Source organism: Citrobacter sp. FDAARGOS_156, from assembly GCF_001559235.2.
Lineage (GTDB): Bacteria > Pseudomonadota > Gammaproteobacteria > Enterobacterales > Enterobacteriaceae > Citrobacter > Citrobacter youngae.
Genome location: NZ_CP014030.2, coordinates 4,050,434 through 4,074,785, shown reverse-complemented (window position 1 = coordinate 4,074,785; position 24,352 = coordinate 4,050,434). Strand labels below are relative to the sequence as shown.

General features: G+C 50.0%; 24 protein-coding genes and 1 tRNA gene. 14 read left to right on the top strand and 11 right to left on the bottom strand.

All coding sequences use genetic code 11. The features are described from left to right. The first annotated feature begins 39 nt into the window (after nucleotides 1–39). Nucleotides 40–783, top strand: a complete 744-nt coding sequence (locus tag AL515_RS20010; RefSeq protein WP_048213169.1) for an SDR family oxidoreductase — start codon at nucleotides 40–42, stop codon at nucleotides 781–783. Between the two features lie 41 nt (nucleotides 784–824). On the opposite strand, the gene bglA is transcribed toward AL515_RS20010, so the two are convergent. Then, the gene (gene bglA, locus AL515_RS20005) at nucleotides 825–2,258 is read right to left on the bottom strand and encodes a 6-phospho-beta-glucosidase BglA (protein WP_061068521.1); all 1,434 of its coding nucleotides are present in this window, start codon (nucleotides 2,256–2,258) and stop codon (nucleotides 825–827) included. A gap of 120 nt (nucleotides 2,259–2,378) precedes the next feature. Further along, on the bottom strand, nucleotides 2,379–3,107 hold the full coding sequence (locus AL515_RS20000) for a MurR/RpiR family transcriptional regulator (RefSeq protein WP_061068520.1): 729 nt from the start codon (nucleotides 3,105–3,107) through the stop codon (nucleotides 2,379–2,381). A 52-nt stretch (nucleotides 3,108–3,159) separates the two neighbouring features. On the opposite strand from AL515_RS20000, the gene yqfB reads away from it, so the two are divergent. After that, the gene (yqfB, locus tag AL515_RS19995) at nucleotides 3,160–3,471 is read left to right on the top strand and encodes a N(4)-acetylcytidine aminohydrolase (protein WP_048213167.1); all 312 of its coding nucleotides are present in this window, start codon (nucleotides 3,160–3,162) and stop codon (nucleotides 3,469–3,471) included. Nucleotides 3,472–3,634: 163 nt separating this feature from the next. Further along, on the top strand, nucleotides 3,635–4,294 hold the full coding sequence (gene trhA, locus AL515_RS19990) for a PAQR family membrane homeostasis protein TrhA (protein WP_003026947.1): 660 nt from the start codon (nucleotides 3,635–3,637) through the stop codon (nucleotides 4,292–4,294). 90 nt (nucleotides 4,295–4,384) lie between these two features. Here trhA and ygfZ read toward each other — a convergent pair whose 3' ends face one another. Continuing rightward, nucleotides 4,385–5,365: a tRNA-modifying protein YgfZ gene (gene ygfZ, locus AL515_RS19985; RefSeq protein ID WP_048213166.1), complete on the bottom strand. Its 981-nt coding sequence runs from the start codon at nucleotides 5,363–5,365 to the stop codon at nucleotides 4,385–4,387. A 255-nt stretch (nucleotides 5,366–5,620) separates the two neighbouring features. Here ygfZ and sdhE point away from each other — a divergent pair, with 255 nt between their 5' ends. Together sdhE and AL515_RS19975 are read left to right on the top strand one after the other, a co-directional pair. Next, nucleotides 5,621–5,887, top strand: coding sequence for an FAD assembly factor SdhE (gene sdhE, locus AL515_RS19980; protein WP_005123351.1), 267 nt, complete (start codon nucleotides 5,621–5,623; stop codon nucleotides 5,885–5,887). Next, nucleotides 5,868–6,275 (top strand): protein YgfX, encoded by a 408-nt coding sequence (locus AL515_RS19975; protein WP_048213165.1) that lies wholly within the window; start codon nucleotides 5,868–5,870, stop codon nucleotides 6,273–6,275. Before sdhE ends, AL515_RS19975 begins: the two co-directional genes overlap by 20 nt. Nucleotides 6,276–6,366: 91 nt before the next feature. Here the strand turns inward: AL515_RS19975 and fldB are convergent, their stop codons facing one another. Then, entirely contained in the window at nucleotides 6,367–6,888 is a 522-nt protein-coding gene (gene fldB, locus AL515_RS19970) for a flavodoxin FldB (RefSeq protein WP_048213164.1), read from the bottom strand. 113 nt (nucleotides 6,889–7,001) lie between these two features. Here fldB and xerD point away from each other — a divergent pair, with 113 nt between their 5' ends. The 5 genes from xerD to lysS all read left to right on the top strand — a co-directional run bounded on the left by xerD (nucleotide 7,002) and on the right by lysS (nucleotide 13,217). Beyond that, nucleotides 7,002–7,898 carry a site-specific tyrosine recombinase XerD gene (gene xerD / locus AL515_RS19965; RefSeq protein ID WP_005123354.1) on the top strand — a complete coding sequence of 299 codons (897 nt, stop codon included), beginning with the start codon at nucleotides 7,002–7,004 and terminating at the stop codon, nucleotides 7,896–7,898. A gap of 23 nt (nucleotides 7,899–7,921) precedes the next feature. Beyond that, nucleotides 7,922–8,635: a bifunctional protein-disulfide isomerase/oxidoreductase DsbC gene (dsbC, locus tag AL515_RS19960; protein WP_048213163.1), complete on the top strand. Its 714-nt coding sequence runs from the start codon at nucleotides 7,922–7,924 to the stop codon at nucleotides 8,633–8,635. A 5-nt stretch (nucleotides 8,636–8,640) separates the two neighbouring features. Beyond that, nucleotides 8,641–10,374 (top strand): single-stranded-DNA-specific exonuclease RecJ, encoded by a 1,734-nt coding sequence (gene recJ / locus AL515_RS19955; RefSeq protein WP_061068519.1) that lies wholly within the window; start codon nucleotides 8,641–8,643, stop codon nucleotides 10,372–10,374. Nucleotides 10,375–10,591: 217 nt separating this feature from the next. After that, a protein-coding gene (gene prfB, locus AL515_RS19950) for a peptide chain release factor 2 (protein WP_096878465.1) occupies nucleotides 10,592–11,690 on the top strand; the annotation gives its coding sequence in 2 pieces (ribosomal slippage) (nucleotides 10,592–10,666 and nucleotides 10,668–11,690; 1,098 coding nt in all). Between the two features lie 9 nt (nucleotides 11,691–11,699). Next, entirely contained in the window at nucleotides 11,700–13,217 is a 1,518-nt protein-coding gene (lysS, locus tag AL515_RS19945) for a lysine--tRNA ligase (RefSeq protein WP_061068518.1), read from the top strand. Between the two features lie 96 nt (nucleotides 13,218–13,313). Here lysS and idi read toward each other — a convergent pair whose 3' ends face one another. Then, a complete protein-coding gene (idi, locus tag AL515_RS19940) occupies nucleotides 13,314–13,862 on the bottom strand; it encodes an isopentenyl-diphosphate Delta-isomerase (RefSeq protein ID WP_048213161.1) in 549 nt (182 codons plus the stop codon). Between the two features lie 166 nt (nucleotides 13,863–14,028). On the opposite strand from idi, the gene actS reads away from it, so the two are divergent. From actS to AL515_RS19925, 3 genes are all read left to right on the top strand, one after another. Further along, a complete protein-coding gene (actS, locus tag AL515_RS19935; protein ID WP_048213497.1) occupies nucleotides 14,029–14,787 on the top strand; it encodes an amidase activator ActS in 759 nt (252 codons plus the stop codon). An 80-nt stretch (nucleotides 14,788–14,867) separates the two neighbouring features. After that, nucleotides 14,868–14,941: transfer RNA gene (locus AL515_RS19930), tRNA-Gly, on the top strand. An 851-nt stretch (nucleotides 14,942–15,792) separates the two neighbouring features. Next, nucleotides 15,793–16,188 carry a superinfection immunity protein gene (locus AL515_RS19925; RefSeq protein WP_071887381.1) on the top strand — a complete coding sequence of 132 codons (396 nt, stop codon included), beginning with the start codon at nucleotides 15,793–15,795 and terminating at the stop codon, nucleotides 16,186–16,188. A gap of 16 nt (nucleotides 16,189–16,204) precedes the next feature. Here AL515_RS19925 and AL515_RS19920 read toward each other — a convergent pair whose 3' ends face one another. The 6 genes from AL515_RS19920 to AL515_RS19895 all read right to left on the bottom strand — a co-directional run bounded on the left by AL515_RS19920 (nucleotide 16,205) and on the right by AL515_RS19895 (nucleotide 21,047). Beyond that, nucleotides 16,205–16,417, bottom strand: a complete 213-nt coding sequence (locus AL515_RS19920; protein WP_061068517.1) for a hypothetical protein — start codon at nucleotides 16,415–16,417, stop codon at nucleotides 16,205–16,207. Nucleotides 16,418–16,865: 448 nt separating this feature from the next. After that, nucleotides 16,866–18,032 carry a lactate oxidase gene (locus AL515_RS19915; RefSeq protein ID WP_086523811.1) on the bottom strand — a complete coding sequence of 389 codons (1,167 nt, stop codon included), beginning with the start codon at nucleotides 18,030–18,032 and terminating at the stop codon, nucleotides 16,866–16,868. A 49-nt stretch (nucleotides 18,033–18,081) separates the two neighbouring features. After that, entirely contained in the window at nucleotides 18,082–18,648 is a 567-nt protein-coding gene (locus AL515_RS19910) for a YceI family protein (RefSeq protein ID WP_061068516.1), read from the bottom strand. 238 nt (nucleotides 18,649–18,886) lie between these two features. After that, nucleotides 18,887–19,516, bottom strand: a complete 630-nt coding sequence (locus tag AL515_RS19905) for a hypothetical protein (protein WP_048213139.1) — start codon at nucleotides 19,514–19,516, stop codon at nucleotides 18,887–18,889. After that, nucleotides 19,516–20,238: a hypothetical protein gene (locus tag AL515_RS19900; RefSeq protein ID WP_048213138.1), complete on the bottom strand. Its 723-nt coding sequence runs from the start codon at nucleotides 20,236–20,238 to the stop codon at nucleotides 19,516–19,518. The genes AL515_RS19905 and AL515_RS19900 overlap by 1 nt, the downstream gene beginning before the upstream one ends. 272 nt (nucleotides 20,239–20,510) lie before the next feature. Continuing rightward, entirely contained in the window at nucleotides 20,511–21,047 is a 537-nt protein-coding gene (locus AL515_RS19895) for a GNAT family N-acetyltransferase (protein WP_061068515.1), read from the bottom strand. Between the two features lie 840 nt (nucleotides 21,048–21,887). Here AL515_RS19895 and pgaA point away from each other — a divergent pair. Next, nucleotides 21,888–24,350, top strand: a complete 2,463-nt coding sequence (gene pgaA / locus AL515_RS19890) for a poly-beta-1,6 N-acetyl-D-glucosamine export porin PgaA (RefSeq protein ID WP_048213136.1) — start codon at nucleotides 21,888–21,890, stop codon at nucleotides 24,348–24,350. Nucleotides 24,351–24,352: the final 2 nt, after the last annotated feature.

Below are 24,352 nucleotides of genomic sequence, written 5' to 3'. Positions count from 1 at the left end.
AAAGGCGCTTCGGCGCCTTTATTTTTTGGGAGAAACGTTATGGCTATAGCATTGGTGACGGGCGGCAGTCGTGGCATTGGTCGAGCAACCGCGCTGCAACTGGCGCAAGAGGGTTACACGGTCGCCGTGAATTTTCATCACAATATTCGTGCGGCAACCGAGGTGGTGAACTACATCATCGCTGCAGGCGGTAAAGCAATTGCTTTGCGTGCGGATATCAGTGATGAAAGCCAGGTGGTGGCAATGTTTGAGTCTATTGACCGTGAAGGCGAGCCGCTGACTGCCCTGGTGAATAATGCCGGGATCTTGTTTGAGCAAAGCACGGTCGAAAACTTAACCGCCGAACGCATTAATCGCGTTCTGGCGACCAATGTTACCGGCTATTTTCTGTGCTGTCGGGAAGCGTTAAAGCGCATGTCGTTCAAGCACGGCGGTCAGGGCGGGGCGATTGTGAATGTCTCTTCAGCGGCATCGCGGCTTGGTGCGCCATTCGAATATGTTGATTACGCGGCCTCGAAAGGCGCGGTGGACACGCTTACCACCGGTCTGGCGCTGGAGGTTGCGGCGCAGGGTATCCGCGTGAACGGTGTGCGGCCGGGTCTGATCTACACTGAAATGCATGCGTCAGGCGGCGAACCGGGAAGAGTCGATCGCGTGAAATCTATGTTGCCTATGCAGCGTGGCGGGCAGCCGGAAGAAGTCGCGCAGGCAATTACCTGGCTACTGAGCGAGAAGGCATCTTACGTAACGGGCAGTTTTCTGGAACTGGCGGGCGGGAAGTAGGGACTTGATTGCCGGATGGCGCAGCGCCATCCGGCAAAAAATCACAAATTCTCGCCGTTGCTGGCAATCACCGTTTTATACCACTCAAAACTCTTCTTGCGCGAACGCGACATATCGCCGGTGCCGTCGTCGTGTTTATTCACATAGATAAAGCCATACCGTTTGCTGTACTGGCCGGTGGTGAATGACACGCAGTCGATGCAGCCCCACGGCGTGTAGCCCATCAGGTCTACGCCATCATACGTTACTGCTTTCATCATTTCTTCGACGTGAGCGCGCAGATAGTCGATGCGATAGTCGTCGTTGATGCTGCCGTCTTCTTCCACTTTGTCGTAGGCACCAAATCCGTTTTCAACGATAAACAGCGGCTTCTGGTAGCGTTCATACAGCTCACATAAGGCATAGCGCAGACCGACGGGGTCAATCTGCCAGCCCCAGTCGGATGCTTTGACGTGCGGGTTCGGTACGCTACCCTCAAAGCCGGAAATCGCATCACCGCTACCACCTTCCGCTTTTACCGCGTTGGTCATGTAGTAGCTGAAACCGAGATAGTCACAGGTGCCTTCGCGCAGGATTTGCTCGTCGCCGTCTTCCATCCTGATGTTAAATTCACGGCGTTCCCATTCGTTTAGCACATAAGACGGGTAGTAACCGCGCAGTTGAACATCGGTGAAAACGTAACGCTCACGCATCGATTTCTGCGCGAACATCACATCCTCAGGCTTACAGGAGAACGGGTACAGTGGCACCATCGCCAGCATGCAGCCGACTTTCATTTCCGGGTTGATGCGACGTGCGGCTTTTACTGCCAGAGCGCTGGCCACGAACTGGTGGTGCAGCACCTGGTACATAGTCTCTTCCGGGTTTTCATGCTCGGTATACACCACGCCGGAGCAGCAATAGCCAAACAGCGGCGCGCGCCAGTTACGCTGGTTGTTGATCTCATTGAAGGTCATCCAGTATTTGACCTTGTGCTTATAGCGCTCAAAAACGACTTCAGCAAAACGGACAAAGAAATCGACGACTTTACGATTGGTCCAGCTACCGTACTGTTGAACCAGGTGCAGCGGCATTTCGAAGTGGGAAAGGGTGATGACTGGTTCAATGTTGTACTTCAGCAGTTCATCAAACATGTCGTCGTAGAATTTTAACCCTTCTTCATTTGGCTGGGTTTCGTCCCCTTTCGGGAAGATGCGGGTCCAGGCAATTGACGTACGGAAGCATTTGAAGCCCATCTCGGCAAACAGCTTGATGTCTTCTTTGTAATGACTGTAAAAATCGACAGCTTCGTGGTTGGGGTAGTACTTACCGGGCTCAACTTCCTGAGTGATTTCTCGCGGAACGCCGTGTGCCCCTCCGGTCAGTACGTCGCAAATGCTGGGGCCTTTGCCACCTTTGTTCCAGCCGCCTTCAACCTGATGCGCCGCCACCGCGCCGCCCCATAAAAAATCGTTTGGTAAGGTAAGTTTTTTCATCTGCGCTCAGTCTCAAATTAATACAATCTGATTTTGAGTCTAACAAAGGAAAGATAAATGTCACGATATAACAAAATAGCGTAAATGTGATTTGTTACATCAAAAAAACAGAGTGTTTTTTTACGCTATTCTTTTCGCCAGCTTGCGACCGAGTGATTCCAGAATATAAATAACGGGGATCTGCGTGGTTATATCGTATACCCCGGCAATACGTGTTTGTGGAACATGCCAGGAGAGATTAAAGTCGGCGAGTTTCGCCAGGCGAGAATGTTCATGGCTGGTGACAGACAGAACCTTACAGTTGTGCAGACTGAACTGGCTGGCAAAGCGCAGGATCTCTTCTGTTTCACCAGAAACGGAAAGCACGATCGCCAGCGCGTTTCTGGCCATGTCGTTAGTTACCGGGAAATAAGGATCGTCAATGTGATTACTGAATTTACCGACGTTTGAGAAAAAACGTGCGCCATATTTTGCCAGCGCTCCAGACGTTCCCGCTCCGACGAATATAATACGCTCGGAAGATAATATAATATCAACAGCCTGATCGAGCAGTTTATCGAACTCGTCGTTATTGACGCCTTTAAAGAAGCTGATAATTTCGCTGGCACCGAAATTAGCCTGTTGCGGTTCATTCTGCTCTAAATATAATTTGAAGCGTAAGCGAAATTCTGAGTAACCCTCACACTTAAGCTTGCGGCAAAAGCGCAGTACGGTGGTGGTGGAAACGCCCACGGCATCAGCCAGTTCGCGAATGGTCATGTACATGACTTTGTCACGGTTTTTGATGACATAGTTGTAGACCAGCATCTCAAGATTGTTGAGACTGGCGATGGCAGCGTGGGAGAACATACTCACAATGGCAAAACTCACTCATCAGACTTTATCTACAGGGAATAATAACATGCAGCCAAATGACATCACTTTTTTTCAGCGTTTCCAGGATGACATTCTGGCCGGACGCAAAACCATCACCATTCGTGACGAGTCCGAATCACACTTTAAAGCCGGGGACATTCTACGGGTTGGACGCTTTGAAGATGAGGGCTACTTCTGCACGATTGAAGTTGTCGGCACCTCAACGGTTACGCTGGATACGCTAACGGAAAAACATGCCCAGCAGGAAAACATGGCGCTCGATGAGCTTAAACAGGTGATCGCCGAGATTTACCCGGATCAAACGCAATTTTATGTGATTGATTTTAAATGCCTTTAACTTTACAGGTACAGCTGTTAGCTGAAATATAAAATGCAATTATATGATTTTTATTAATTATTTATTATTTGATAAATATTTTAGCTAACATGTGTTCACTGGAACCATTCTCAGTTACGCTAGAGGCGCAATAACGAAAGTGTTCGTTTCTGGGGAGTAACTTATGGTTCAGAAGCCATTAATCGCGCAGGGATATTCGCTGGCAGAGGAAATAGCCAATAGCATCAGTCACGGTATCGGGCTGGTGTTTGGGATTGTCGGACTGGTGCTGTTACTGGTTCAGGCAGTGGATACCAACGCCAGCGCCATGGCTATTACCAGCTATAGCCTGTACGGCGGCAGCATGATCCTGCTGTTCCTTGCCTCAACCTTGTATCATGCGATCCCCCATCAGAGAGCGAAAGTCTGGCTGAAAAAATTCGACCACTGCGCGATTTATCTGCTGATTGCCGGGACCTACACGCCATTCCTGCTGGTGGGGCTGGATTCGCCGCTGGCACGCGGACTGATGATTGTTATCTGGAGCCTGGCGCTAATCGGTATTTTATTCAAACTGACTATTGCGCACCGCTTTAAGGTTTTGTCGCTGGTGACCTACCTGACAATGGGCTGGCTATCGCTGATAGTGGTGTATCAACTGGCGGTTAAGCTGGCGGCGGGTGGTGTGACGTTGCTGGCCGTTGGCGGCGTCGTGTATTCGCTGGGCGTTATTTTCTACGTCTGTAAGCGCATTCCTTACAACCACGCGATCTGGCATGGCTTTGTGCTGGGTGGCAGCGTTTGCCACTTCCTGGCAATCTATCTGTACGTTGGTCAAGCGTAACCCTTGATGCCGGATGGCGGCTAACGCCTTATCCGGCCTACAAAATGTGCCTGTAGGCCGGATAAGCGTGCGCTATCCGGCGTTAATCTTTTACTCTTCCAGCGAATACGGCAGCGGTACGATATGCAGCGTTTTTGCATCGTCGCGAACGCGGAACACGCTGTCGGCTTCCATGTCGTTATTCATCACAACCTGCACCAGCACTTGTCCATCAGCCAGCTGTACCGCGGCGAGTACGGTGCCGGTACGACGCCAGTTCTCGCCCATTTTCAGCTCCAGGTCTTCACCCGCTTCCGGTACCCGACTGGCCGCTCCTGCCAGAGTCCACATGGCGCGTTTATTGGCGCCGCGGAATTTTGCACGAGCAACCATTTCCTGACCGGTATAGCAGCCTTTTTTAAAGCTGATACCGCCCAATGCCTGCAGATTGGTGGCCTGCGGAATAAACTGTGCGCTGTTGGCAGTATCAATAACCGGAATACCCGCTTCGATATCCAGCGCCAGCCACTGTTGGCTGTTATTCAATTCTGCTTCGCCACGCAGTTTCTCCGCAATCATCTCAGCTGTTGCGACATCAACGATCAGCAGGAAGCGTTCAGATGGATGCTCGAACCACAGCAGGGCGGAAGCGCCGTGGGTAACGACCTGCTTATCGCTGGTTGGCAGTTCGCTAAAGAGATTGGCTAGCGCCGCGCGCGCCTGGAAGCCCGCTACGCCCAGCAGGACGCGCTCGTCATCCGGGGCAATCACGACCTTCGAGAAGACGGCGTATTTTTTCAGTTCGGTCAATTGGGCATCACGCAGGCTACGGCGTTCAAGCCAGGCAAAACCATCAGCCTGACGGAAGAGACGCAGGTTGCTCCACATTTTACCTTTGGCATCGCAGTGAGCTGCCAGCAGGTGTTGCTGTTCGGTCATCTGGCTGACATCAGCGGTGACCTGGCCCTGGATGTACTTTTCACTGTCGACGCCGGTAATGGTGGCGAGAGCCCAGTCGTCGAGCGTCATTAGCGTCAGAGGCAAACGTGCCGACGCACACGGCTGGCGAGGAGGAAACGATGTAAAAGCCATAATAATGTCCTGATTTGCTTAACGCGATAATAATGACTAATGGTAAAAGAGCTATAGGCTATTGCAAGCGGTTTAAACATCCTGTTTGTGCCTTATATTAAGCTTTGCGAGGAGACATCCAAAAAAGTGAACCCTTTGACTTAATGTGGTTTTATTTAGCGATCGCGCTTCCGTTTACTGATATTCCCGTAAAAGAGCGTGAAAAACACGTTACAATAGCCGGATACTTCGTTTTCGCGAGACAGGGAAAAGAACATGGATATTAACAACAAAGCACGTATTCATTGGGCATGCCGCCGCGGTATGCGTGAACTGGACATCTCTATCATGCCGTTTTTTGAACATGAGTATGACAACTTAAGTGACGAAGAAAAACGCATCTTTATCCGTCTGCTGGAATGTGATGATCCAGACTTATTTAACTGGTTGATGAATCATGGGAAACCGGCTGATGAGCAGTTGGAGCAGATGGTGCGACTCATCCAGACACGGAATCGGGAACGTGGTCCAGTGGCAATCTGATTTACGCGTTTCATGGCGCGCACAGTGGCTCTCTCTGCTCATTCATGGGCTGGTTGCGGTATTCATTTTATTGATGCCCTGGCCATTGAGCTACACCCCATTATGGTTGGTGCTGCTCTCTCTGGTGGTGTTTGATAGCGTACGCAGTCAGCGTCGCATTAACGCTTGTCAGGGAGAGATTAGACTGTTAATGGACGGTCGCCTGCGCTGGCAGGGGCAAGAGTGGTCTATCGTTTGTGCACCCTGGATGATTAAAACGGGCATGATGCTGCGTTTGCGTTCAGATGCGGGAAAACGTCAGCATTTGTGGCTGGCAGCGGACAGCATGGATGACGCTGAGTGGCGGGATTTGCGGCGGTTAATGCTGCAACAGGTAAAGCAGGGTTAACGCCGGCGAATGACTGATGGCGAGCAGCTACGGTTTAGCGCGCTATGTAAGCCGGAGAAGGCATTCACGCCGTCATCCGGCAAACTGGCTATCAGGACCAGTGTTCGGCCATTTCACCGAGAATTTGCTCACACCATGCCTGGATACGTTCATCGCTGAGGTCGTACTGGTTCGTTTCATCCAGAGCTAAACCGACAAACAACTGCCCATCGGCAATCACGGGTTTATCACTGGTGAATTCATAACCTTCTGTTGGCCAGTAACCGACAAACTTAACGCCTTTGGTGACCAGTTTATCATGCAGCATGCCCAGTGCATCAAGGAACCACTCACCGTACCCCAGTTGATCGCCCATGCCGTAAAGCGCGACAATCTTGCCTTCCAGGTTGAGGTTGTCCAGTTGATCCCAGACCGCTTCCCAGTCTTCCTGAATTTCACCGAAATCCCAGGTTGGAATACCCAAAATGAGCACGTCATACTGCTCCATTAGAGCCGGGGAATCATCCTTGAGATTGTGCAGTGTCACCAGTTCGGGACCCAGGATATCGCGGATTTTTTCTGCTGCCATTTCGGTGTAGCAGGTGCTGGAACCGTAAAAAAGACCCATGTTCATGACGTAAACATCTCAATTCTGCTGTAGCGTTGCGGGTAGTGTAACAGAATCGCCGCAATCCCGGCACAATGAGGCATAATGCATCAAAAATGAGAGTGGAATAAGGGGCGCGAGTGGAACAGGATCTGGCGCGCATCGAGCAGTTTCTTGATGCACTGTGGCTGGAACGAAATCTGGCAGAGAACACGTTAAGTGCGTATCGTCGCGATCTGACAATGCTTGTTGAATGGTTGCACCATCGTGGCATTTCACTGGCGACGGCGCAAAGCGATGATTTGCAGGCATTGCTGGCTGAGCGGATGGATGGCGGGTATAAAGCCACCAGTTCAGCACGTTTGCTCAGTGCCATGCGGCGTTTTTTTCAGCATCTTTACGGCGAAAAATTTCGCGAAGACGATCCAAGCGCCTCGCTTGCTTCACCTAAACTTCCGCAGCGTTTGCCAAAAGATCTCAGCGAAGCGCAGGTAGAACGGCTGCTGCAGGCTCCGCTTATTGACCAACCGCTTGAGCTACGCGACAAAGCGATGCTGGAGGTTTTGTACGCTACGGGGTTGCGCGTATCAGAGTTGGTGGGGCTGACGATGAGCGATATTAGTCTGCGCCAGGGCGTTGTGCGGGTGATTGGTAAAGGCAACAAAGAGCGGCTTGTGCCGTTGGGCGAAGAAGCCGTGTACTGGCTGGAAACATACCTGGAACACGGCCGTCCGTGGTTGCTCAACGGCGTATCGATTGACGTACTGTTTCCCAGCCAGCGTGCGCAGCAGATGACCCGTCAGACTTTCTGGCATCGTATTAAACACTATGCTGTGTTAGCAGGGATCGACAGCGAGAAACTGTCACCGCACGTATTGCGGCATGCTTTTGCCACGCATCTGCTCAATCACGGCGCTGACCTGCGCGTGGTGCAGATGCTGCTGGGGCATAGCGATCTCTCGACTACGCAGATTTATACACATGTCGCAACGGAGCGCTTGCGTCAACTACATCAACAGCATCACCCACGAGCGTGAGTGCTGACAGTAAAGGATAGGTTATGAAGAAACGTTTTATGATGCTCACCCTGCTGGCTACAGCGTTTTCAGGCATGGTGCATGCAGACGATGCAGCTATTCGCCAGTCATTAGCGAAGCTGGGCGTGCAGAGCACCGAAATTCAACCTGCTCCGGTTGCGGGCATGAAAACCGTACTGACCAATAGCGGTGTGCTGTACGTGACTGAAGACGGCAAGCATATTATTCAGGGGCCGATGTATGACGTAAGTGGCGCAAGTCCGGTAAATGTCACTAATCAACTGCTGATGAAGCATCTGAATGCGCTGGAAAAAGAGATGATCGTCTACAAAGCGCCGCAGGAAAAACACGTCATCACCGTTTTCACCGACATCACCTGTGGTTACTGCCACAAGTTGCATGAAGAGATGAAAGACTACAATGCGTTAGGGATCACCGTCCGTTATCTGGCCTTCCCTCGACAGGGGCTGGAAAGCCAGGCCGAGCAGGACATGAAGTCAATCTGGTGTGCAAAAGATAAAAACAAAGCCTTTGACGATGCAATGGCGGGCAAGAGCGTGAAAGCGGCGACCTGTGATGTGGATATCGCGAATCATTACGCGCTGGGCGTGCAGTTTGGCGTCAGTGGCACACCGGCGATTGTCCTGAGCAACGGCTATGTTGTTCCGGGCTATCAGGGGCCGAAAGAGATGAAAGAATTCCTCGACGCACACGAAAAACAGACCAGCGGTAAATAATTCGCGTGAAACAACAGATACAACTTCGTCGGCGTGAAGCCGACGAGACCGCCGAGCTACCAGCCGACTTGCCGCCGCTGCTGCGTCGTTTGTACGCCAGTCGCGGCGTGCGCAGCGCGCAGGAGCTTGAGCGTAGCGTGAAAGGCATGCTGCCGTGGCAGCATTTGAACGGCGTCGAAAAAGCGGTTGAGATCCTCTATAACGCCTTTCGCGAAGGAACCCACATCATTGTGGTGGGGGATTTCGATGCCGATGGTGCGACCAGCACGGCGCTGAGCATCCTGGCAATGCGTGCGTTGGGCTGCAGCAACGTTGACTACCTGGTGCCTAATCGTTTTGAAGACGGCTATGGTTTAAGCACGGAAGTCGTGGATCAGGCCCATGCCCGGGGCGCTCAGCTAATTGTCACCGTAGACAACGGCATCTCGTCTCACGCGGGAGTCGAACATGCCAGAACGTTGGGGATCCCGGTCGTTGTGACCGATCACCACCTGCCCGGTGACACGCTGCCGGGCGCAGAGGCGATCATCAACCCTAACCTGCCCGACTGTGAATTCCCGTCGAAATCGCTGGCAGGCGTTGGTGTGGCCTTCTACCTGATGCTGGCGCTGCGCACCTTTTTGCGTGATAAAGGCTGGTTTGATGAACGTGGTATCGCGCCGCCGAACCTGGCAGATTTGCTTGATCTGGTTGCTTTGGGCACAGTAGCAGACGTGGTGCCGCTGGATGCCAATAACCGTATCCTGACGTGGCAAGGTTTAAGCCGCATTCGTGCTGGAAAGTGCCGCCCTGGCATTAAGGCGCTACTGGAGATTTCCAATCGTGACCCGCTCAAACTGGCCGCCAGTGATTTAGGTTTTGCGCTTGGCCCTCGGCTGAACGCGGCAGGTCGTCTGGATGATATGTCCGTCGGCGTGGCGCTGCTACTGTGTGACAACATTGGTGAAGCGCGCGTGCTGGCCAATGAGCTGGACGCGCTAAACCAGACACGAAAAGAGATTGAACAGGGGATGCAGGCAGAAGCACTGACCCTGTGTGAAAAGCTGGAACGCAGTAGTGACACACTCCCAGGCGGCCTGGCAATGTACCACCCAGAGTGGCATCAGGGCGTGGTGGGGATTCTGGCGTCGCGCATCAAAGAGCGATTCCATCGCCCAGTGATAGCGTTTGCCCCGGCAGGTGACGGTACGCTGAAAGGCTCCGGACGTTCGATCCAGGGACTGCATATGCGTGATGTGCTGGAGCGTCTGGATACGCTTTATCCCGGCATGATCATTAAGTTTGGTGGACATGCGATGGCAGCAGGTCTGTCGCTGGAAGAAGCGCAGTTTGAGCGTTTCCAGCAGCGTTTCGGCGAACTGGTAACCGAGTGGCTGGATCCCGCCTTACTGCAGGGTGAAGTGGTATCAGATGGCGCTCTGAGCGCAGCGGAGATGACCATGGAGGTCGCGCAAATGCTGCGCGATGCCGGCCCGTGGGGACAAATGTTCCCGGAGCCGCTGTTTGACGGGCATTTCCGCCTGCTTCAGCAGCGCCTGGTCGGTGAGCGTCATCTGAAGGTGATGGTGGAGCCTGTTGGCGGCGGCCCACTGCTGGACGGAATTGCGTTTAATGTCGATACCACATGCTGGCCGGATAACGGTGTTCGCGAAGTTCAGCTTGCCTACAAACTGGATATTAACGAGTTTCGCGGTAACCGCAGCCTGCAGATTATAATCGATAATATCTGGCCACTTTAGCGTCACAATACACATAATCATTCAAGCTGCATCGAGGCGGCAAGTGAATGAGTCCCCAGGAGCGTACAACGAGTACGTGACTGGGGTGAATTCGCGCAGCCAACAAAGAGTCAGCTTGAAGGATGACGTGTATATTCGCTATAAAAAAGGGTGTGGATTGGTTACAATCCCGCTCTTATAACCGCATTTTGACTCGTTCAATAAAAGAAATCAGACCATGTTTGAAATTAATCCGGTAAATAACCGCATTCAGGACCTCACGGAACGCTCAGACGTTCTTAGGGGGTATCTTTGACTATGATGCCAAGAAAGAGCGTCTGGAAGAAGTAAACGCCGAGCTGGAACAGCCGGACGTGTGGAACGAACCCGAACGTGCACAGGCGCTGGGTAAAGAACGTTCTTCCCTTGAGGCCATCGTTGATACGCTCGATCAGATGAGCCAGGGCCTGGAAGATGTCTCCGGCCTGTTGGAACTGGCTGTAGAAGCCGATGACGAAGAAACCTTTAACGAAGCCGTAGCAGAACTCGATACGCTGGAAGATAAACTGGCACAGCTGGAATTCCGTCGTATGTTCTCCGGTGAATATGACAGCGCAGATTGCTATCTCGATATCCAGGCTGGCTCCGGCGGTACCGAAGCGCAGGATTGGGCCAGCATGCTGATGCGTATGTATCTGCGTTGGGCTGAAGCGCGCGGCTTTAAGACCGAAATTATTGAAGAGTCTGAAGGTGAAGTGGCGGGTATTAAATCCGTGACCATCAGAATCGCTGGAGAATATGCTTACGGTTGGCTGCGTACTGAAACCGGTGTACACCGCCTGGTACGTAAAAGCCCGTTCGATTCCGGCGGCCGTCGCCATACGTCGTTCAGTTCGGCGTTTGTCTACCCGGAAGTTGACGATGATATCGATATCGATATCAACCCGGCGGATCTGCGTATTGACGTTTACCGTGCCTCGGGTGCGGGCGGTCAGCACGTTAACCGTACAGAATCTGCGGTGCGTATCACCCACATCCCGACCGGGATTGTGACGCAGTGCCAGAACGACCGTTCCCAGCACAAGAACAAAGACCAGGCCATGAAGCAGATGAAAGCGAAGCTTTATGAACTGGAAATGCAAAAGAAGAATGCCGAGAAACAGGCGATGGAAGACACCAAGTCAGATATCGGCTGGGGTAGCCAGATTCGTTCTTATGTCCTTGATGACTCCCGCATTAAAGATCTGCGTACCGGGGTTGAAACCCGTAACACGCAGGCAGTGCTGGATGGCAGCCTGGATCAATTTATCGAAGCAAGTTTGAAAGCAGGGTTATGAGGAACCAACATGTCTGAACAACACGCACAGGGCGCTGACGCGGTAGCCGACCTTAACAATGAACTGAAAACGCGCCGTGAGAAGCTGGCGAGCCTGCGCGAGCAGGGGATCCCGTTCCCGAACGATTTCCGTCGCGATCATACCTCAGACCAACTGCATGCTGACTTCGACGCGAAAGAAAACGAAGAGCTGGAAGCGCTGAACATTGAGGTTTCCGTTGCTGGCCGTATGATGACCCGTCGTATTATGGGTAAAGCATCATTCGTTACGCTGCAGGACGTGGGCGGCCGTATTCAGCTGTACGTTGCGCGCGACGATCTGCCGGAAGGCGTCTACAACGAGCAGTTCAAGAAATGGGATCTGGGCGATATCCTCGGCGCGAAAGGTAAGTTGTTTAAGACCAAAACCGGCGAACTGTCCATCCATTGTACCGAGCTGCGTCTGCTGACCAAAGCCCTGCGTCCGCTGCCGGATAAATTCCACGGCCTGCAGGATCAGGAAGCGCGTTACCGCCAGCGTTACCTGGATCTCATCTCTAATGATGAATCCCGCAACACCTTTAAAGTGCGTTCACAGATCATGGCGGGTATCCGTCAGTTCATGGTGGGCCGCGGCTTTATGGAAGTTGAAACCCCGATGATGCAGGTGATCCCCGGCGGTGCGGCAGCGCGTCCGTTTATCACCCATCATAACGCGCTGGATCTGGACATGTACCTGCGTATTGCGCCGGAACTTTACCTCAAGCGTCTGGTGGTTGGCGGCTTCGAACGCGTATTCGAAATTAACCGTAACTTCCGTAACGAAGGCATCTCTGTTCGCCATAACCCAGAGTTCACCATGATGGAACTCTACATGGCTTATGCGGACTACAAAGATCTGATCGAACTGACCGAATCTCTGTTCCGTACGTTGGCGCAGAACGTTCTGGGAACGACTGAAGTGCCTTACGGTGAAGAAGTCTTCGACTTCGGTAAGCCGTTTGAAAAACTGACCATGCGCGAAGCGATTCAGAAATACCGTCCGGAAACCAACATGGCCGGTCTGGATAACTTCGACTCTGCAAAAGCGATTGCTGAATCTATCGGCATCAAAGTTGAGAAGAGCTGGGGTCTGGGTCGTATCGTGACCGAGATCTTTGAAGAAGTTGCAGAAGCGCACCTGATTCAACCGACCTTCATTACCGAGTACCCGGCAGAAGTTTCTCCGCTGGCGCGTCGTAATGACGAAAACCCGGAAATCACCGATCGCTTCGAATTCTTCATCGGCGGACGTGAAATCGGTAACGGCTTCAGCGAGCTGAACGATGCCGAAGATCAGGCGCAGCGTTTCCAGGATCAGGTTAACGCCAAAGATGCGGGTGATGACGAAGCGATGTTCTACGACGAAGACTACGTTACCGCTCTGGAACACGGTCTGCCGCCGACTGCGGGCCTGGGTATTGGTATCGACCGTATGGTTATGCTGTTCACTAACAGCCACACCATCCGCGACGTGATCCTGTTCCCGGCAATGCGTCCGGTTAAGTAAGATGTGAACTGCCGGATGGCGGCTGATGCCTTATCCGGCCTACGCGGAAGACGATTCGTAGGCCGGATAAAACGCGTTTGCGTTGTCATCCGGCAATTAATGACCGCTGGAAAATGCGCGCAACAATTTTCGCGCCTTATCGTCTGAAACCTGCATTACCATCCACGGGCTGAAGGCCCACGGTGTAGCGTCAATCCCGCATAACACATCCTCAAGATTGCTCCACCGATAATCCATCACTTCCTCCGCATTCGGCTGCAGCGTGCTGATTAGCTGTGCGGCGTATACCGGACAAACTTCATTTTCCACAATTCCACTGGGATCTGCGGCACAATAGCGAAAATCAGCGTATACGGGCGTGAGTGCGCGAATGTCAGCTCCCAGCTCGAAGCGGGCGCGACGGATAATGGCGTCTTCAGTTGTTTCCCCTGATTGTGGATGACCGCACACCGAGTTTGTCCAGACACCCGGCCAGGCTTTTTTATGCAGCGACCGGCGGGTGACCAGTAGTTGCCCCTGCTCGTTAAATATCCAGCATGAGAAAGCGGAGTGCAGGGGCGTTGTGGCGGTATGCGCCGCATACTTTTCCAGCGTTCCACAGGGTTGGCCCTGTTCGTTCAATAAAATGACATGTTCCTGTCGCATTGCGTCCACCCTCAATCTTAAGCGCCTACATTATATGCTTAATTAAGTCATATTGATTAACAGAGGGTGTGAAATGCCAGAGCCGACGCTTCGTTACGCGATATGATTTGGCATCCGGTTTCTGGCTGCTATGATAAAGCGTCTGAAAATGTTGCGAGGTATTGTTTTGAGTGCAGGACGCCTGAAGAAAAATGGCTTGGGTATCGTGATGCTGCTGTGTGCCGGTCTGCTGTTAGCGGGCTGTTCCGGGAGTAAGTCGTCTGATACAGGAAGTTATTCCGGCTCCGTGTATACCGTGAAGCGGGGAGATACGCTATACCGTATTTCGCGCGCCACCGGCACCAGCGTGAAAGAGATTGCCCGTCTGAATAACATTTCACCACCCTATACCATCGAAGTAGGGCAAAGGCTGAAGGTCAGCGGCGGCGCGAAAACCAGTTCAAGCTCTGGCAAAACAACCAAGAAATCCTCGACTAAAACGGCAACTGTCAGACCATCTTCATCCGTGCCGCAGTCATCCTGGCCGCCGGTGGGGCAACGCTGCTGGTTGTGGCCTGCCAGCGGTAAAGTGATCCTGCCTTATTCAACGGCGGATGGCGGCAACAAGGGTATTGATATCTCAGCTGCGCGCGGCACACCGGTTTATGCGGCGGGAGCAGGGAAGGTAGTTTATGTCGGCAACCAGCTGCGGGGCTATGGCAACCTCATCATGATTAAGCACAGTGAGGATTACATTACCGCTTATGCGCATAATGATACGCTACTGGTGAACAACGGGCAGAGCGTGAAGGCCGGGCAGAAAATTGCCACCATGGGTAGCACTGATGCGGCATCTGTACGCCTGCACTTCCAGATTCGCTATCGCGCAACGGCGATTGATCCGCTGCGTTATTTACCGCCGCAGGGGAGTAAACCTAAGTGCTAACAGGCTATTTTATCAGCAGTTAGCATAGTTTGGGCTTGTCAGAGGGTGCGTAAGGTCTATAATGGCCCACGCACCTCTTCGCGGGCGTAGTTCAATGGTAGAACGAGAGCTTCCCAAGCTCTATACGAGGGTTCGATTCCCTTCGCCCGCTCCAGTCTCCTGATAAATCAACTGGTTATGTTTTATCCGTTAGTTACGTTGCCCCGCAAAAACAGGTACAACTTAAACTACTCATTGTTCTACGCCTGCACCTGTCGCGTGATTGGTCTGCGGTGTGGTACAAGGGAGCATATCATCACGCTGGCGGTGGTTCCACGTTCTTACCGCGACAGTACAACAACGAACAAAAATCCTCATACGTGGCACAACTCCTAAACAGATTGATCACACGCATTTAAGCCCGATGTGCGATCTTGTGGCTGCGTAAACAGGTAAATAGTGGTCAATGTACCTGCACACGGCATGCAGGCTCTGCCAGCACTTCGCTCACGCTCCTAACGGTACACGAGCACCCTGATAAGGTGTGATCCCTTTGACAATCTGATGAAGTAGCTACGCTCCGCTATTCTCCTTACCACTAACGGGGCTTTATGGCTTCTATTGCATTTTATTAGTGAACTTAGGCTCCCGCCTAAGTTTTGGACAGTTTAAAAAAGTAGCAGTACCCAAAATTCTGGCTTGTCTGTGAAGGTATCCGAATCAGTGGAGGATTCTTATGATGACCATATTTGTGAAATCCTCGAAGAAGATGTATACCGAGTGCTCTACAGCGCGTGATTATTCATAGTCGGACAATGAACCATTGGAGATGGACGACTGAATTTAGTCTTTAGGCATTGTTGGCTTAGTTCGCTAAGCCAACAAAAAGTGGGGATTGCGTCTCTTGAAGTGTTCACGGCTATCCTCTCAAAGCCTGTAGCCACATCATCAGCAAATGATGCTGTTGCAACTAAGAGAAATTAAGTAAGCTAATACTTGATCGCATAATTTGACGAGATTTTTTGGATGAACGATTATTCTTCGCTTAATGGATTTGTGTTTCTTGCTGTACTGCTGGTTCTTTATCTCATCCCTTCTGTTATTGCTTACAGAAGATGGCACAGAAACTTTAAGCCTATTTTGGCTTTAAATATCTTCCTTGGCTGGACCTTTCTTGGTTGGTTAGTCTGTTTGGTTTGGTCCCTCTCATCAAATACTCAACCTAAAAAAATTGCGGAGAACGAGACTCAAAACATAGCCAAGAAATTCTTTTTAGTCAGTGCTGAGACCAAAGAACGGATTCAGGGGTTTTATACTGATGAAGGTTTATTGAAGTTTATCGATGAAAAAGGACTTTCTGTAGATAAAGTGAACAAAAATTCTGAAGGTGGTATGGATTTCCTTGTAATACTGCCTGACTAAGTCGGCATTTTGCCATTTACTTTTCGTTGTCCGAGGTGGAGAACGTGCGAGAGTACGGGCAGGACTGAGAGCGCGTCACCAGCGTAAACAGGTAAATGCTGTTTTCATAGGTACAAAGCCGCTTCCCGCCCTGTAACTTCTGTTCGTCAGGATCGGACATAGTGATTTTACCGCCAGTATGGGCGAGTAGCGGCAGCAGTGCCAGCACACAAAGTAAGATTCTCTTCATCATTATCTCTTGTTGGCTGAAATCTCATTTTTCCGCGCAGCCGGGATTTGCTCCCATCGCTGACGATACCGAGCTTTGAAAAGTGGAGAGGGATGCTCTGATTGTGCAACATCAAAACCACGATATTCAAGTTCTCTTCTCGCTTTTTGAGCCTGTTTCCCTACCAATATTATAGTTTTTAGGTTGGGCAGTAATGGACTGACCCCGCCCCGGTAGACGATCCTGCCCTATCGAAAATATGCATGCCATGTGCGTGATATCACAATTTAATGTTCAGGAACAGACCAGAATTTTATTTTGGCTATTAAGGTATTTTTCCTCCATGGTGAATAAATAAAATACCGGCCATAGTGGCCGGTATTCAGCATTATTATCTATTCTTTAATAATGTCTCTGGTGAGTGGAGTAGAGGGGTTAATATTCCACACCGTTAACCCAAAGTATGCTCTTATTCTTCCAGATCACGTAAGGTCAACAATTTGGTTTTTTTCACCTGCTCGATATCTTTGGTTCCACCGAGCATCATATTGATGACTAATTCTTTGTTGAGTTGCTCGACAACAGAAGCAACACCCTGAGCCCCGCCAAGGTTTAGACCGTACAGGACAGGACGCCCAATAGCCACGATATCAGCGCCACTAGCGATAGCTTTAAATACATGCGAGCCACGACGTACACCACTATCAAAAATGATGGGTACGCGTTTATTTACCACTTTTGCGATAGAGGGCAATACATCAAATGAGGATGGCCCACTATCGAGTTGCCTTCCCCCGTGGTTAGAAACCCAGATAGCTGCAGCTCCGGCCTTAATAGCAATTTCTGCATCTTCCGGCGATTGAATTCCTTTCACAATGACCGGCAAACCGGAGATTTGGTGAACGTATTTAATATCTTCCGGTGTGAAGGCTTGTTTGGCTTGTGCGTAAATTTCGCTGATACCAGAACCTTTGCCTGTTTTTGAACCGTCATCACTCTGCTTCGCAAACATCTCAAGATTTGCAAAGCCGAGAGGGAACTGGAAATTATTTTTTATATCGTCTTCACGATATCCACCAACAGGTGAATCGACTGTCAGAATGATCGCTTTTGCACCATGCTTAACTGCTTCACTCAGTATAAATTCGTTAAACTTATTGTTTTTACTCATATAGAGCTGGAAGAAAAACGGATTTCCCTCTGATGCCCTGGAAACGTCTTCAATGGTTTTATTTCCGTAGGTGCTTAAAGAGAAAATTGAACCTACCTGGGCCATTCCTCGGGCTGTGGCAAGTTCACCGGCTTCGTGCGCCAGACCCTGGGCTGCCATTGGCGCCTGGATTATGGGGGTTTTTAGCGGAATGCCCAGCAAGCTGGTTGAAAGATTGATATTTTTTAATTCAATACCTTGCAATACTCGAGGAACGATAAATTTCTTATCAAAGCTCTCGGTATTGCTGCGCAGATTATTTTCATCTTCCGCGCCTCCACGAATATAACCAAATGCTCCCTTTTCCATTCTGGCTTTTACTTGATCTTCAAGAGCGTCAATGTTGACCATTTTAATGGGGTGCTCTTCGGTGCTGGCTTTATATGCTTCGGCTTGCGCCATACCCGATGAAATCATCATAGCCATAGAGGCTATGGCCAGAACTGTTTTATTCACTTTCACTCTTACTTCCTTGTTATTGGCGTATTGCTTCAGCCTGAATACTAATATCAACTGTTTTGCTCATTCCTATGTTGACGAGATAATCAACACCCCATAGGGTACGATCAATTTTTGCAGAGAAATCGCCACCGCAGACCTGAGCATTGAAAACCGGACTCATATAGCAGCCGAATTTGGTCGTCGTTAACGTGACAGGTTTAGTAACACCCTTCATCGTCAACATCCCTTCAATAGAGGCGGGTTTGCCCTCAGAGAAGTTCCATTTTGTTGATTTGAATACAATATTCGGATGTTTTTCTGCATCGAGTATATCGCTGCTACGGATATGTTTATCAAATGCTTCCAGACCGGTATTTAGAGACTTAACAGGAATGGTTACCTGCATTTCACCTTGCTGTTTCTCTGGAAGATATTTCACTTCTCCGCTGATGGAGTAAAAGCCACCATGGTTGGTTGATGTCTGAAAATGGTCGATATTAAATGTCGCATTCGTATGCGTACTATCCAATTTATATACTTCGGCATGTGCAATATTCACAAAACCTAATGCGCATATTGCGATCAATATGTTCTTGTTCATGGTGTAACCTCAGAGATAAAAAACAGATGCATTTATAATTCATGTGTTATAACCCGTCCAGATTGAAAAGTGGGAAGCAGTGTCCCATTTATAGAACGATAGGGAGATGCAGGGGGACTATTCTCTATTGAATAATCCCCCTGCATCACTTTGGAATTATAAGGATATATTGGATTTAATATTACCCGCTCAATCTCTGATAACACTTATAAAAATTAAGTTATCCTGCGATAACAGGTTATCCTTGCATGAGATATTCTCTATGTTCCAAAATTTTTTCCACCAGTAGATTCACTCCATTGTCGTTCGCGATATCTATCAGCGGCACTGAAAATCCGATACCGCGAATTTGGTTATTGTCAGAAAATTGTACTTTGGAATGGGTATCAGGATAGCCCTCATAGCTGTCCCACATCTCTTCTGGAGAGGAATACGGTGTGTCATTGTTTGCTGCTGAGAAGAGATAAATATTCAGATAACTTTGGGATTTGTCGGCGGGTGTTTTCAGTTGGGTTGCCAGTGGTTCTTCATCTTTTGGGTACTGTGATGTGCGCTGGTGATATTCTAATTCGCTGTCAGTAACCAATTTAAAATCAATTACATAGTCGGTCATCAACATCGGTAAAGAAGGCTGCTTTTGTTTGCCAAAGACGAATGATACATCCATCATTGGCAGGTAGTCCCATTTCCAACTCTCCAGTGGATTCACGCCGCGACGAGGAGGTTTATTGAAACTCCATGTATCCCAGAGGAGAAAAGAGGTTTCTATTTTCTGCGCAACCTCATTGATCATTGGCAGAATTTGCTGGTAATACGCCCCGCAGATGCGGTGAGCCTGACGAACCTGAGCAAAGGGATCATGTGTCATTATTGTTCCTTAATAAGTGATAAATCGCCGGAGAGGGGATTCTCTGTCAGAAATTGACTAAATCTGTGCCATGGAAGTAGTGGTTCGCGGATGCCGTACAGAGCAAGGGCTTTCAGGCAATCAGCAACGATGCGCTTATCCTGAGGGGCATTCCATTCTGAATGCTGGAAAATTTCTCTGAGTCTACGCCATTCCAGTCCATGAAATTCAACCTGGGGAAACTCTGTCGCTAATTCGTGAAACCAGGTTTTTGCGGCGGCGGGCAAGTTGCCCAGAGCTAAAAAATGGACAACAGGTTTAGCGTCATCATCGTGTAAATAAGTATAAAGTTCTTTTCGCCATTGCTGTTGATATTGCATCCCTCCAGCAGGTGGTTTTACCTCGACAATCAGTGCCGCATGTTCGAAAGTGATGACCACATCCGGTTCAGAAAATTGTTCCAGACCAGATGTGTATGGCTGCATTTTTTCATCAATGGAATCAGGAAAAGCGAATTTTGGCCAGAAAGCGATAGCTTCATAAGCTCCCCAATCATCCCTGGATTTCCCTGTCAATGCAGAAAAGAAATGACTCATTGCAGCAGGTGATAAATAGTTAACCCGGCTCCAGATTGCAGCTGTGAGTAGATCTTCATAGGACTGAAAAACAGTTCGCCAGCTTTGTCGCATCCCTTCATTTAGCGTTATTCTTCCCGCTTTACCTTCCAGAATGGCATTTAACATCCCATATTCCTTAATGTGGCTTAGCTAATAAAATTAGTCGGTTAGCTTTATTTTCTAATCGTTTATACTGACATTTTCAAGCGTAACAATCATCTACCTTATCATTCCATCTTGCCAGTCCTGCACCACAGAAATCTATCTGATGAAACCCCTCTGGGTATCGTGTTGTTGTGCGCAAAAAGGCATTTTCGTAAAGGAAGATGGCGAGTAGCAGGTAGATAAAGCAGGCAAACGACTGAAATAAGTATTAAGGGGGGCCCCTCCGTTTTCCCTCAGAGCATCATGCCAGCGTCGGGCGGCAGTGTGCTGTTACCTTCACCCAGATTACGTTGTAGCAATACGGTATCGAGCCAGCGACCATGCTTGAAGCCAATATTCTTTAGCGTGCCGACCTCCATAAATCCGACCTGCTGGTGGACTTTCAGCGATCCCTGATTATTGCTGTCGCCGACGATGGCAATCATCTGTCGGTAGCCGTGTGTTTCTGCCCATGTAATGACATGGTGTAGTAGCGCTTTGCCCGCGCCCTGACGTTGTGCTGTCGGATCAATATAAATCGAGTCTTCGAGCGTATAACGGTAGGCATAGCGTTCACGGTAGCGAGTGAGATAACAGTAGCCGATGACTTTTTCGTCCTGCAGGGCCACAACCCACGGTAACCCCAGCTCGCGGATCTTAGTCAGGCGAACAAGCATTTCGCGAGAATCTGGCGGGTTAGTCTCAAAGCTGGCCGTCCGGTGAAGAACATGATGTGCGTAGATAGTATGGATAGCGGGGATGTGCTTTTCTTCTGCGTTAACGATTTTCATTGACCAGTTCCCGTTGGCATCTTTTGCCAGATTACCTGAAAGAATGCGGAAAGGGTAAGCGTAAAAGCTTATGGCTCAATGGACATCATTCAATAGTATTAGGCTTGTATTTTGTAAGGGTAAAATTGATTGTCGTTGATATCGCCAATAATTTAACAAATAGATAAGTACAGTTTTACGGAATGATAAATACACTTGGGCGTAGTGGAATTAACAATTGCCTGTGGTAGTTCATTGAGGTATTCCACAATGCCATTTTTGGTAGGTGATAAACATACTGCTCATAAAGCCCTTTAATTTCATTTTGTTATATCTTTACCTAATTCTTTTTGCCTGGTGTTATGTTGCCGATTTAACCCTGAAACTTAGCCGTTTAAAATTAACTGATGTTATTTATAGTGTTATCAGTTACTGTTAATTATCAGGTTTTTCCTGTCAATTTTCAAAATGCTTATCAGGCAAACAGTTACCTGGTGTTTCTATATTTGCTGATAATAGTTATCATCGTTACGTGGTTTCGTCACGGAAACTTAATCTAAATCCAGTATTCGATCCCAAGAGTATTAGGATAATTTGGTTTAAAATACTTTTTTTGCCTAAGAGTTTTCTTATAACATAGCAAGACCCCACACTGAGTGATAAAATTCCTGAGCTTTCGCCAGCCTCTCAACGACGAGTGGACGAGTCATAGGGAGTCAATAAGACGAAAGAATTAAATGATTTTTAGCCATATTACGAAATAAGCGGCAGTGCACTTTACATGGTCGGCAACCGTCATGGAATGACTATAACTTATTGAAAACGCTTATTTTTACTATGATGTAAGATATAAGGGCAGATATGTTCAGTATGCGTCGACATGCCAACTTTATTAAACGCTTCAAGTCAGTAACCTGTTTATTTACGGCAAGCGTTCTTTTCCCAATGCAAGCCTCTGCAGCAGTATCAGATTACGATGCGTTGATTATTGAAGCGCGAGGTGGTAATAGCACACCGTTATTGCGCTACCTTGAGGAGCAGGGAAAGAAAAGTGCGTTAACGCCAAATCAGGTGGCTGACTGGCTGCAAGTATCCAGTTGGGTTGATAACAACGATAAAGCAACCATTGATATCTGGCAAAGGTATCGTGGACAGATGGAAGTGCCCGCACGCGGCAAAGTGGCGGCTGCACGTGCGTATCGCAATCAGAAGAGCTGGAATGAATCATTAGCGCTCTGGGAGAGCGTTGTACAGGAAGAGCCTGAGAACGCCGATGTGCGTACTGGCTGGATCATGACGCTGGCGGATGCACGTTACAATCAGCAGGCCCTGACTGAAGCGAATAAATGGGCACGTGCGCATCCGGGGGCTGACTCTGATGCACTGCTTGCCTATGTGTATCATTCACAGGGTAAAAACTGGGATGCGCTGTTAGTCGCCAGCCAGGCGGATGAAGTTGATCCGGGTAACAAAAATGCGAAATCCACGCTGTTGTCAGCGCTGTCAGCCAACCGTGTTGCTGAACCGGCGTTGGGACTGACGGAAGTGGTTCCGACATCTGACCCCGTTAAGCGGCGTCTGGCGCTTGATGCTGCAGCCGAAAAGGTGCGCGCTTCTTATACCTCTGCACGAAATGAAGATGAGCGTTTTATCGTGGCGGATAAAGCGCTTGCCCGCTATGACCAGTTGCTGGCAGCCTGGAAAGATGAACCCGCAGCTCAGGGGGATGTGCGTCGGGCGAGGATTGACCGCATGGGGGCCCTGCTGGTGCGTAAGCGCACTGCCGACGTGATTCAGGAGTACGAATCCCTTTCCGCGGACGGTGAAGTGCCCAACTATGCCAAACGTTGGGTGGCTTCAGCGTGGCTCAGCGAACGTCAGCCGGAAAAGACCGAAGCAATGCTGGCGAGCATCTATTATCCGAACGGACCTATCCCTGTGACGCCGCTCAGTCCTGAAGATCAACAGGATCTGTTCTATGCGCATATTGATAATGAAAACTTTGATGCCGCTAAAAAACAAGTTGATGACTTGATCAAAGAGAGCCCGTATCTGCGTCGTATCTACGGCTCGCCAACGCCACAGCCTAACGATAACTGGCTGCTCGGGCAGACGCTGCTGACGCAATATCATCTTGCTGCCAATGAACTGCCTGAGGCAGAAAAACTCTCAGAACATCTGGCACGAACGGGGTCCGGTAACCAGGGGTTGCGCATAACCTATGCTTCCGTTTTGGAAGCCCGTGGATTGCCACATGCGGCGGAAAAAGAGTTAAAGCTTGCGGAAGTGATCGAGCCCAGCAACCTGGAGCTGGAGCGTCAGCAGGCCTATGTGGCGCTGGATCTTCAGGAGTGGAAACAGGCCGATGAGCTGACCGATGATGTCATCGCCCGTAGCCCGGATGACGAAGCGACGCTGCGCCTGGCACGGATCCGTGATGTGCACAAAATGTCGGAAGTACGTATCAGCGGTACGCAGGGGATCTCCTCCGATAGTCCGGTCAGCGGTAAGAATGACTTCAACATCAATACAGCGATTTACAGCCCGCCGATTAATGACAACTGGCGACTGTTTACCGGTTTCAACTTTGCCACCGGCGAGTTTGAAGAAGGAAAGGGCATCAGCCGCGATCTGGCGGCTGGTGCTGAATGGACTTCACGTGATTACTGGGCCGAAATGGAACTGTCTGGCCGTAATTATGGCGACGGGCAGAAAATGGGGGGCCGTCTTTCAGCCTGGCATGACTTCAATGATAACTGGCGTGTGGGTGGGTCAGCAGAGCGTCTTTCCCGCAATACGCCACTGCGTGCGCTGCGTAGCGGCGTATATGCAAACGGCGGCGACATGTATGTCCGCTGGTACCAAAACGAACGGCGAGAGTATCAATTGTCGTTTGCGGCCTCACATTTCTCGGATGGTAACGATCGTCTCGAATACGGGCTTAGCGGAAAAGAGCGTATGTGGACGACACCGCGCTTCACGCTGGACTTTACCCCGGGTATCGGCGGTAGCACCAATACCAAAGAGAATGTGCCGTATTACAACCCCAAAAGTGATTTCTCCGTAGTTCCCGGCTTGACCGCGGAGCAGGTGCTTTACCGACACTATGACACCGTGTGGACACAGCAGGGAGTGGCTGGTGTGGGCGGCTACTGGCAACAAGGTGAAGACGCAGGGGCTATCGTCCAGTTGGGTTACGGTCAACGGCTTAAATGGAACAACGTCGTAGATGGCGGGGTGATGCTGGTGTGGGATAAACGCCCCTACGACGGTAAACGTGAGCGGAATATCTCCCTCGCTTTCGATTTGAATGTCAGGTTTTAAGG

What these genes read in the sequence shown, in the direction of transcription:
- ygfZ (WP_048213166.1), bottom strand. Translation starts at nt 5,365, where the DNA reads ATGGCTTTTACATCGTTTCCTCCTCGCCAGCCGTGTGCGTCGGCACGT.
- AL515_RS19895 (WP_061068515.1), bottom strand. Translation starts at nt 21,047, where the DNA reads ATGAAAATCGTTAACGCAGAAGAAAAGCACATCCCCGCTATCCATACT.
- AL515_RS19905 (WP_048213139.1), bottom strand. Translation starts at nt 19,516, where the DNA reads ATGACACATGATCCCTTTGCTCAGGTTCGTCAGGCTCACCGCATCTGC.
- dsbC (WP_048213163.1), top strand. Translation starts at nt 7,922, where the DNA reads ATGAAGAAACGTTTTATGATGCTCACCCTGCTGGCTACAGCGTTTTCA.
- bglA (WP_061068521.1), bottom strand. Translation starts at nt 2,258, where the DNA reads ATGAAAAAACTTACCTTACCAAACGATTTTTTATGGGGCGGCGCGGTG.
- AL515_RS19925 (WP_071887381.1), top strand. Translation starts at nt 15,793, where the DNA reads ATGAACGATTATTCTTCGCTTAATGGATTTGTGTTTCTTGCTGTACTG.
- AL515_RS19920 (WP_061068517.1), bottom strand. Translation starts at nt 16,417, where the DNA reads ATGAAGAGAATCTTACTTTGTGTGCTGGCACTGCTGCCGCTACTCGCC.
- AL515_RS19910 (WP_061068516.1), bottom strand. Translation starts at nt 18,648, where the DNA reads ATGAACAAGAACATATTGATCGCAATATGCGCATTAGGTTTTGTGAAT.
- AL515_RS20000 (WP_061068520.1), bottom strand. Translation starts at nt 3,107, where the DNA reads ATGTTCTCCCACGCTGCCATCGCCAGTCTCAACAATCTTGAGATGCTG.
- fldB (WP_048213164.1), bottom strand. Translation starts at nt 6,888, where the DNA reads ATGAACATGGGTCTTTTTTACGGTTCCAGCACCTGCTACACCGAAATG.
- sdhE (WP_005123351.1), top strand. Translation starts at nt 5,621, where the DNA reads ATGGATATTAACAACAAAGCACGTATTCATTGGGCATGCCGCCGCGGT.
- AL515_RS19900 (WP_048213138.1), bottom strand. Translation starts at nt 20,238, where the DNA reads ATGTTAAATGCCATTCTGGAAGGTAAAGCGGGAAGAATAACGCTAAAT.
- AL515_RS19915 (WP_086523811.1), bottom strand. Translation starts at nt 18,032, where the DNA reads ATGGCTATGATGATTTCATCGGGTATGGCGCAAGCCGAAGCATATAAA.
- pgaA (WP_048213136.1), top strand. Translation starts at nt 21,888, where the DNA reads ATGTTCAGTATGCGTCGACATGCCAACTTTATTAAACGCTTCAAGTCA.
- idi (WP_048213161.1), bottom strand. Translation starts at nt 13,862, where the DNA reads ATGCGACAGGAACATGTCATTTTATTGAACGAACAGGGCCAACCCTGT.
- AL515_RS20010 (WP_048213169.1), top strand. Translation starts at nt 40, where the DNA reads ATGGCTATAGCATTGGTGACGGGCGGCAGTCGTGGCATTGGTCGAGCA.
- lysS (WP_061068518.1), top strand. Translation starts at nt 11,700, where the DNA reads ATGTCTGAACAACACGCACAGGGCGCTGACGCGGTAGCCGACCTTAAC.
- yqfB (WP_048213167.1), top strand. Translation starts at nt 3,160, where the DNA reads ATGCAGCCAAATGACATCACTTTTTTTCAGCGTTTCCAGGATGACATT.
- trhA (WP_003026947.1), top strand. Translation starts at nt 3,635, where the DNA reads ATGGTTCAGAAGCCATTAATCGCGCAGGGATATTCGCTGGCAGAGGAA.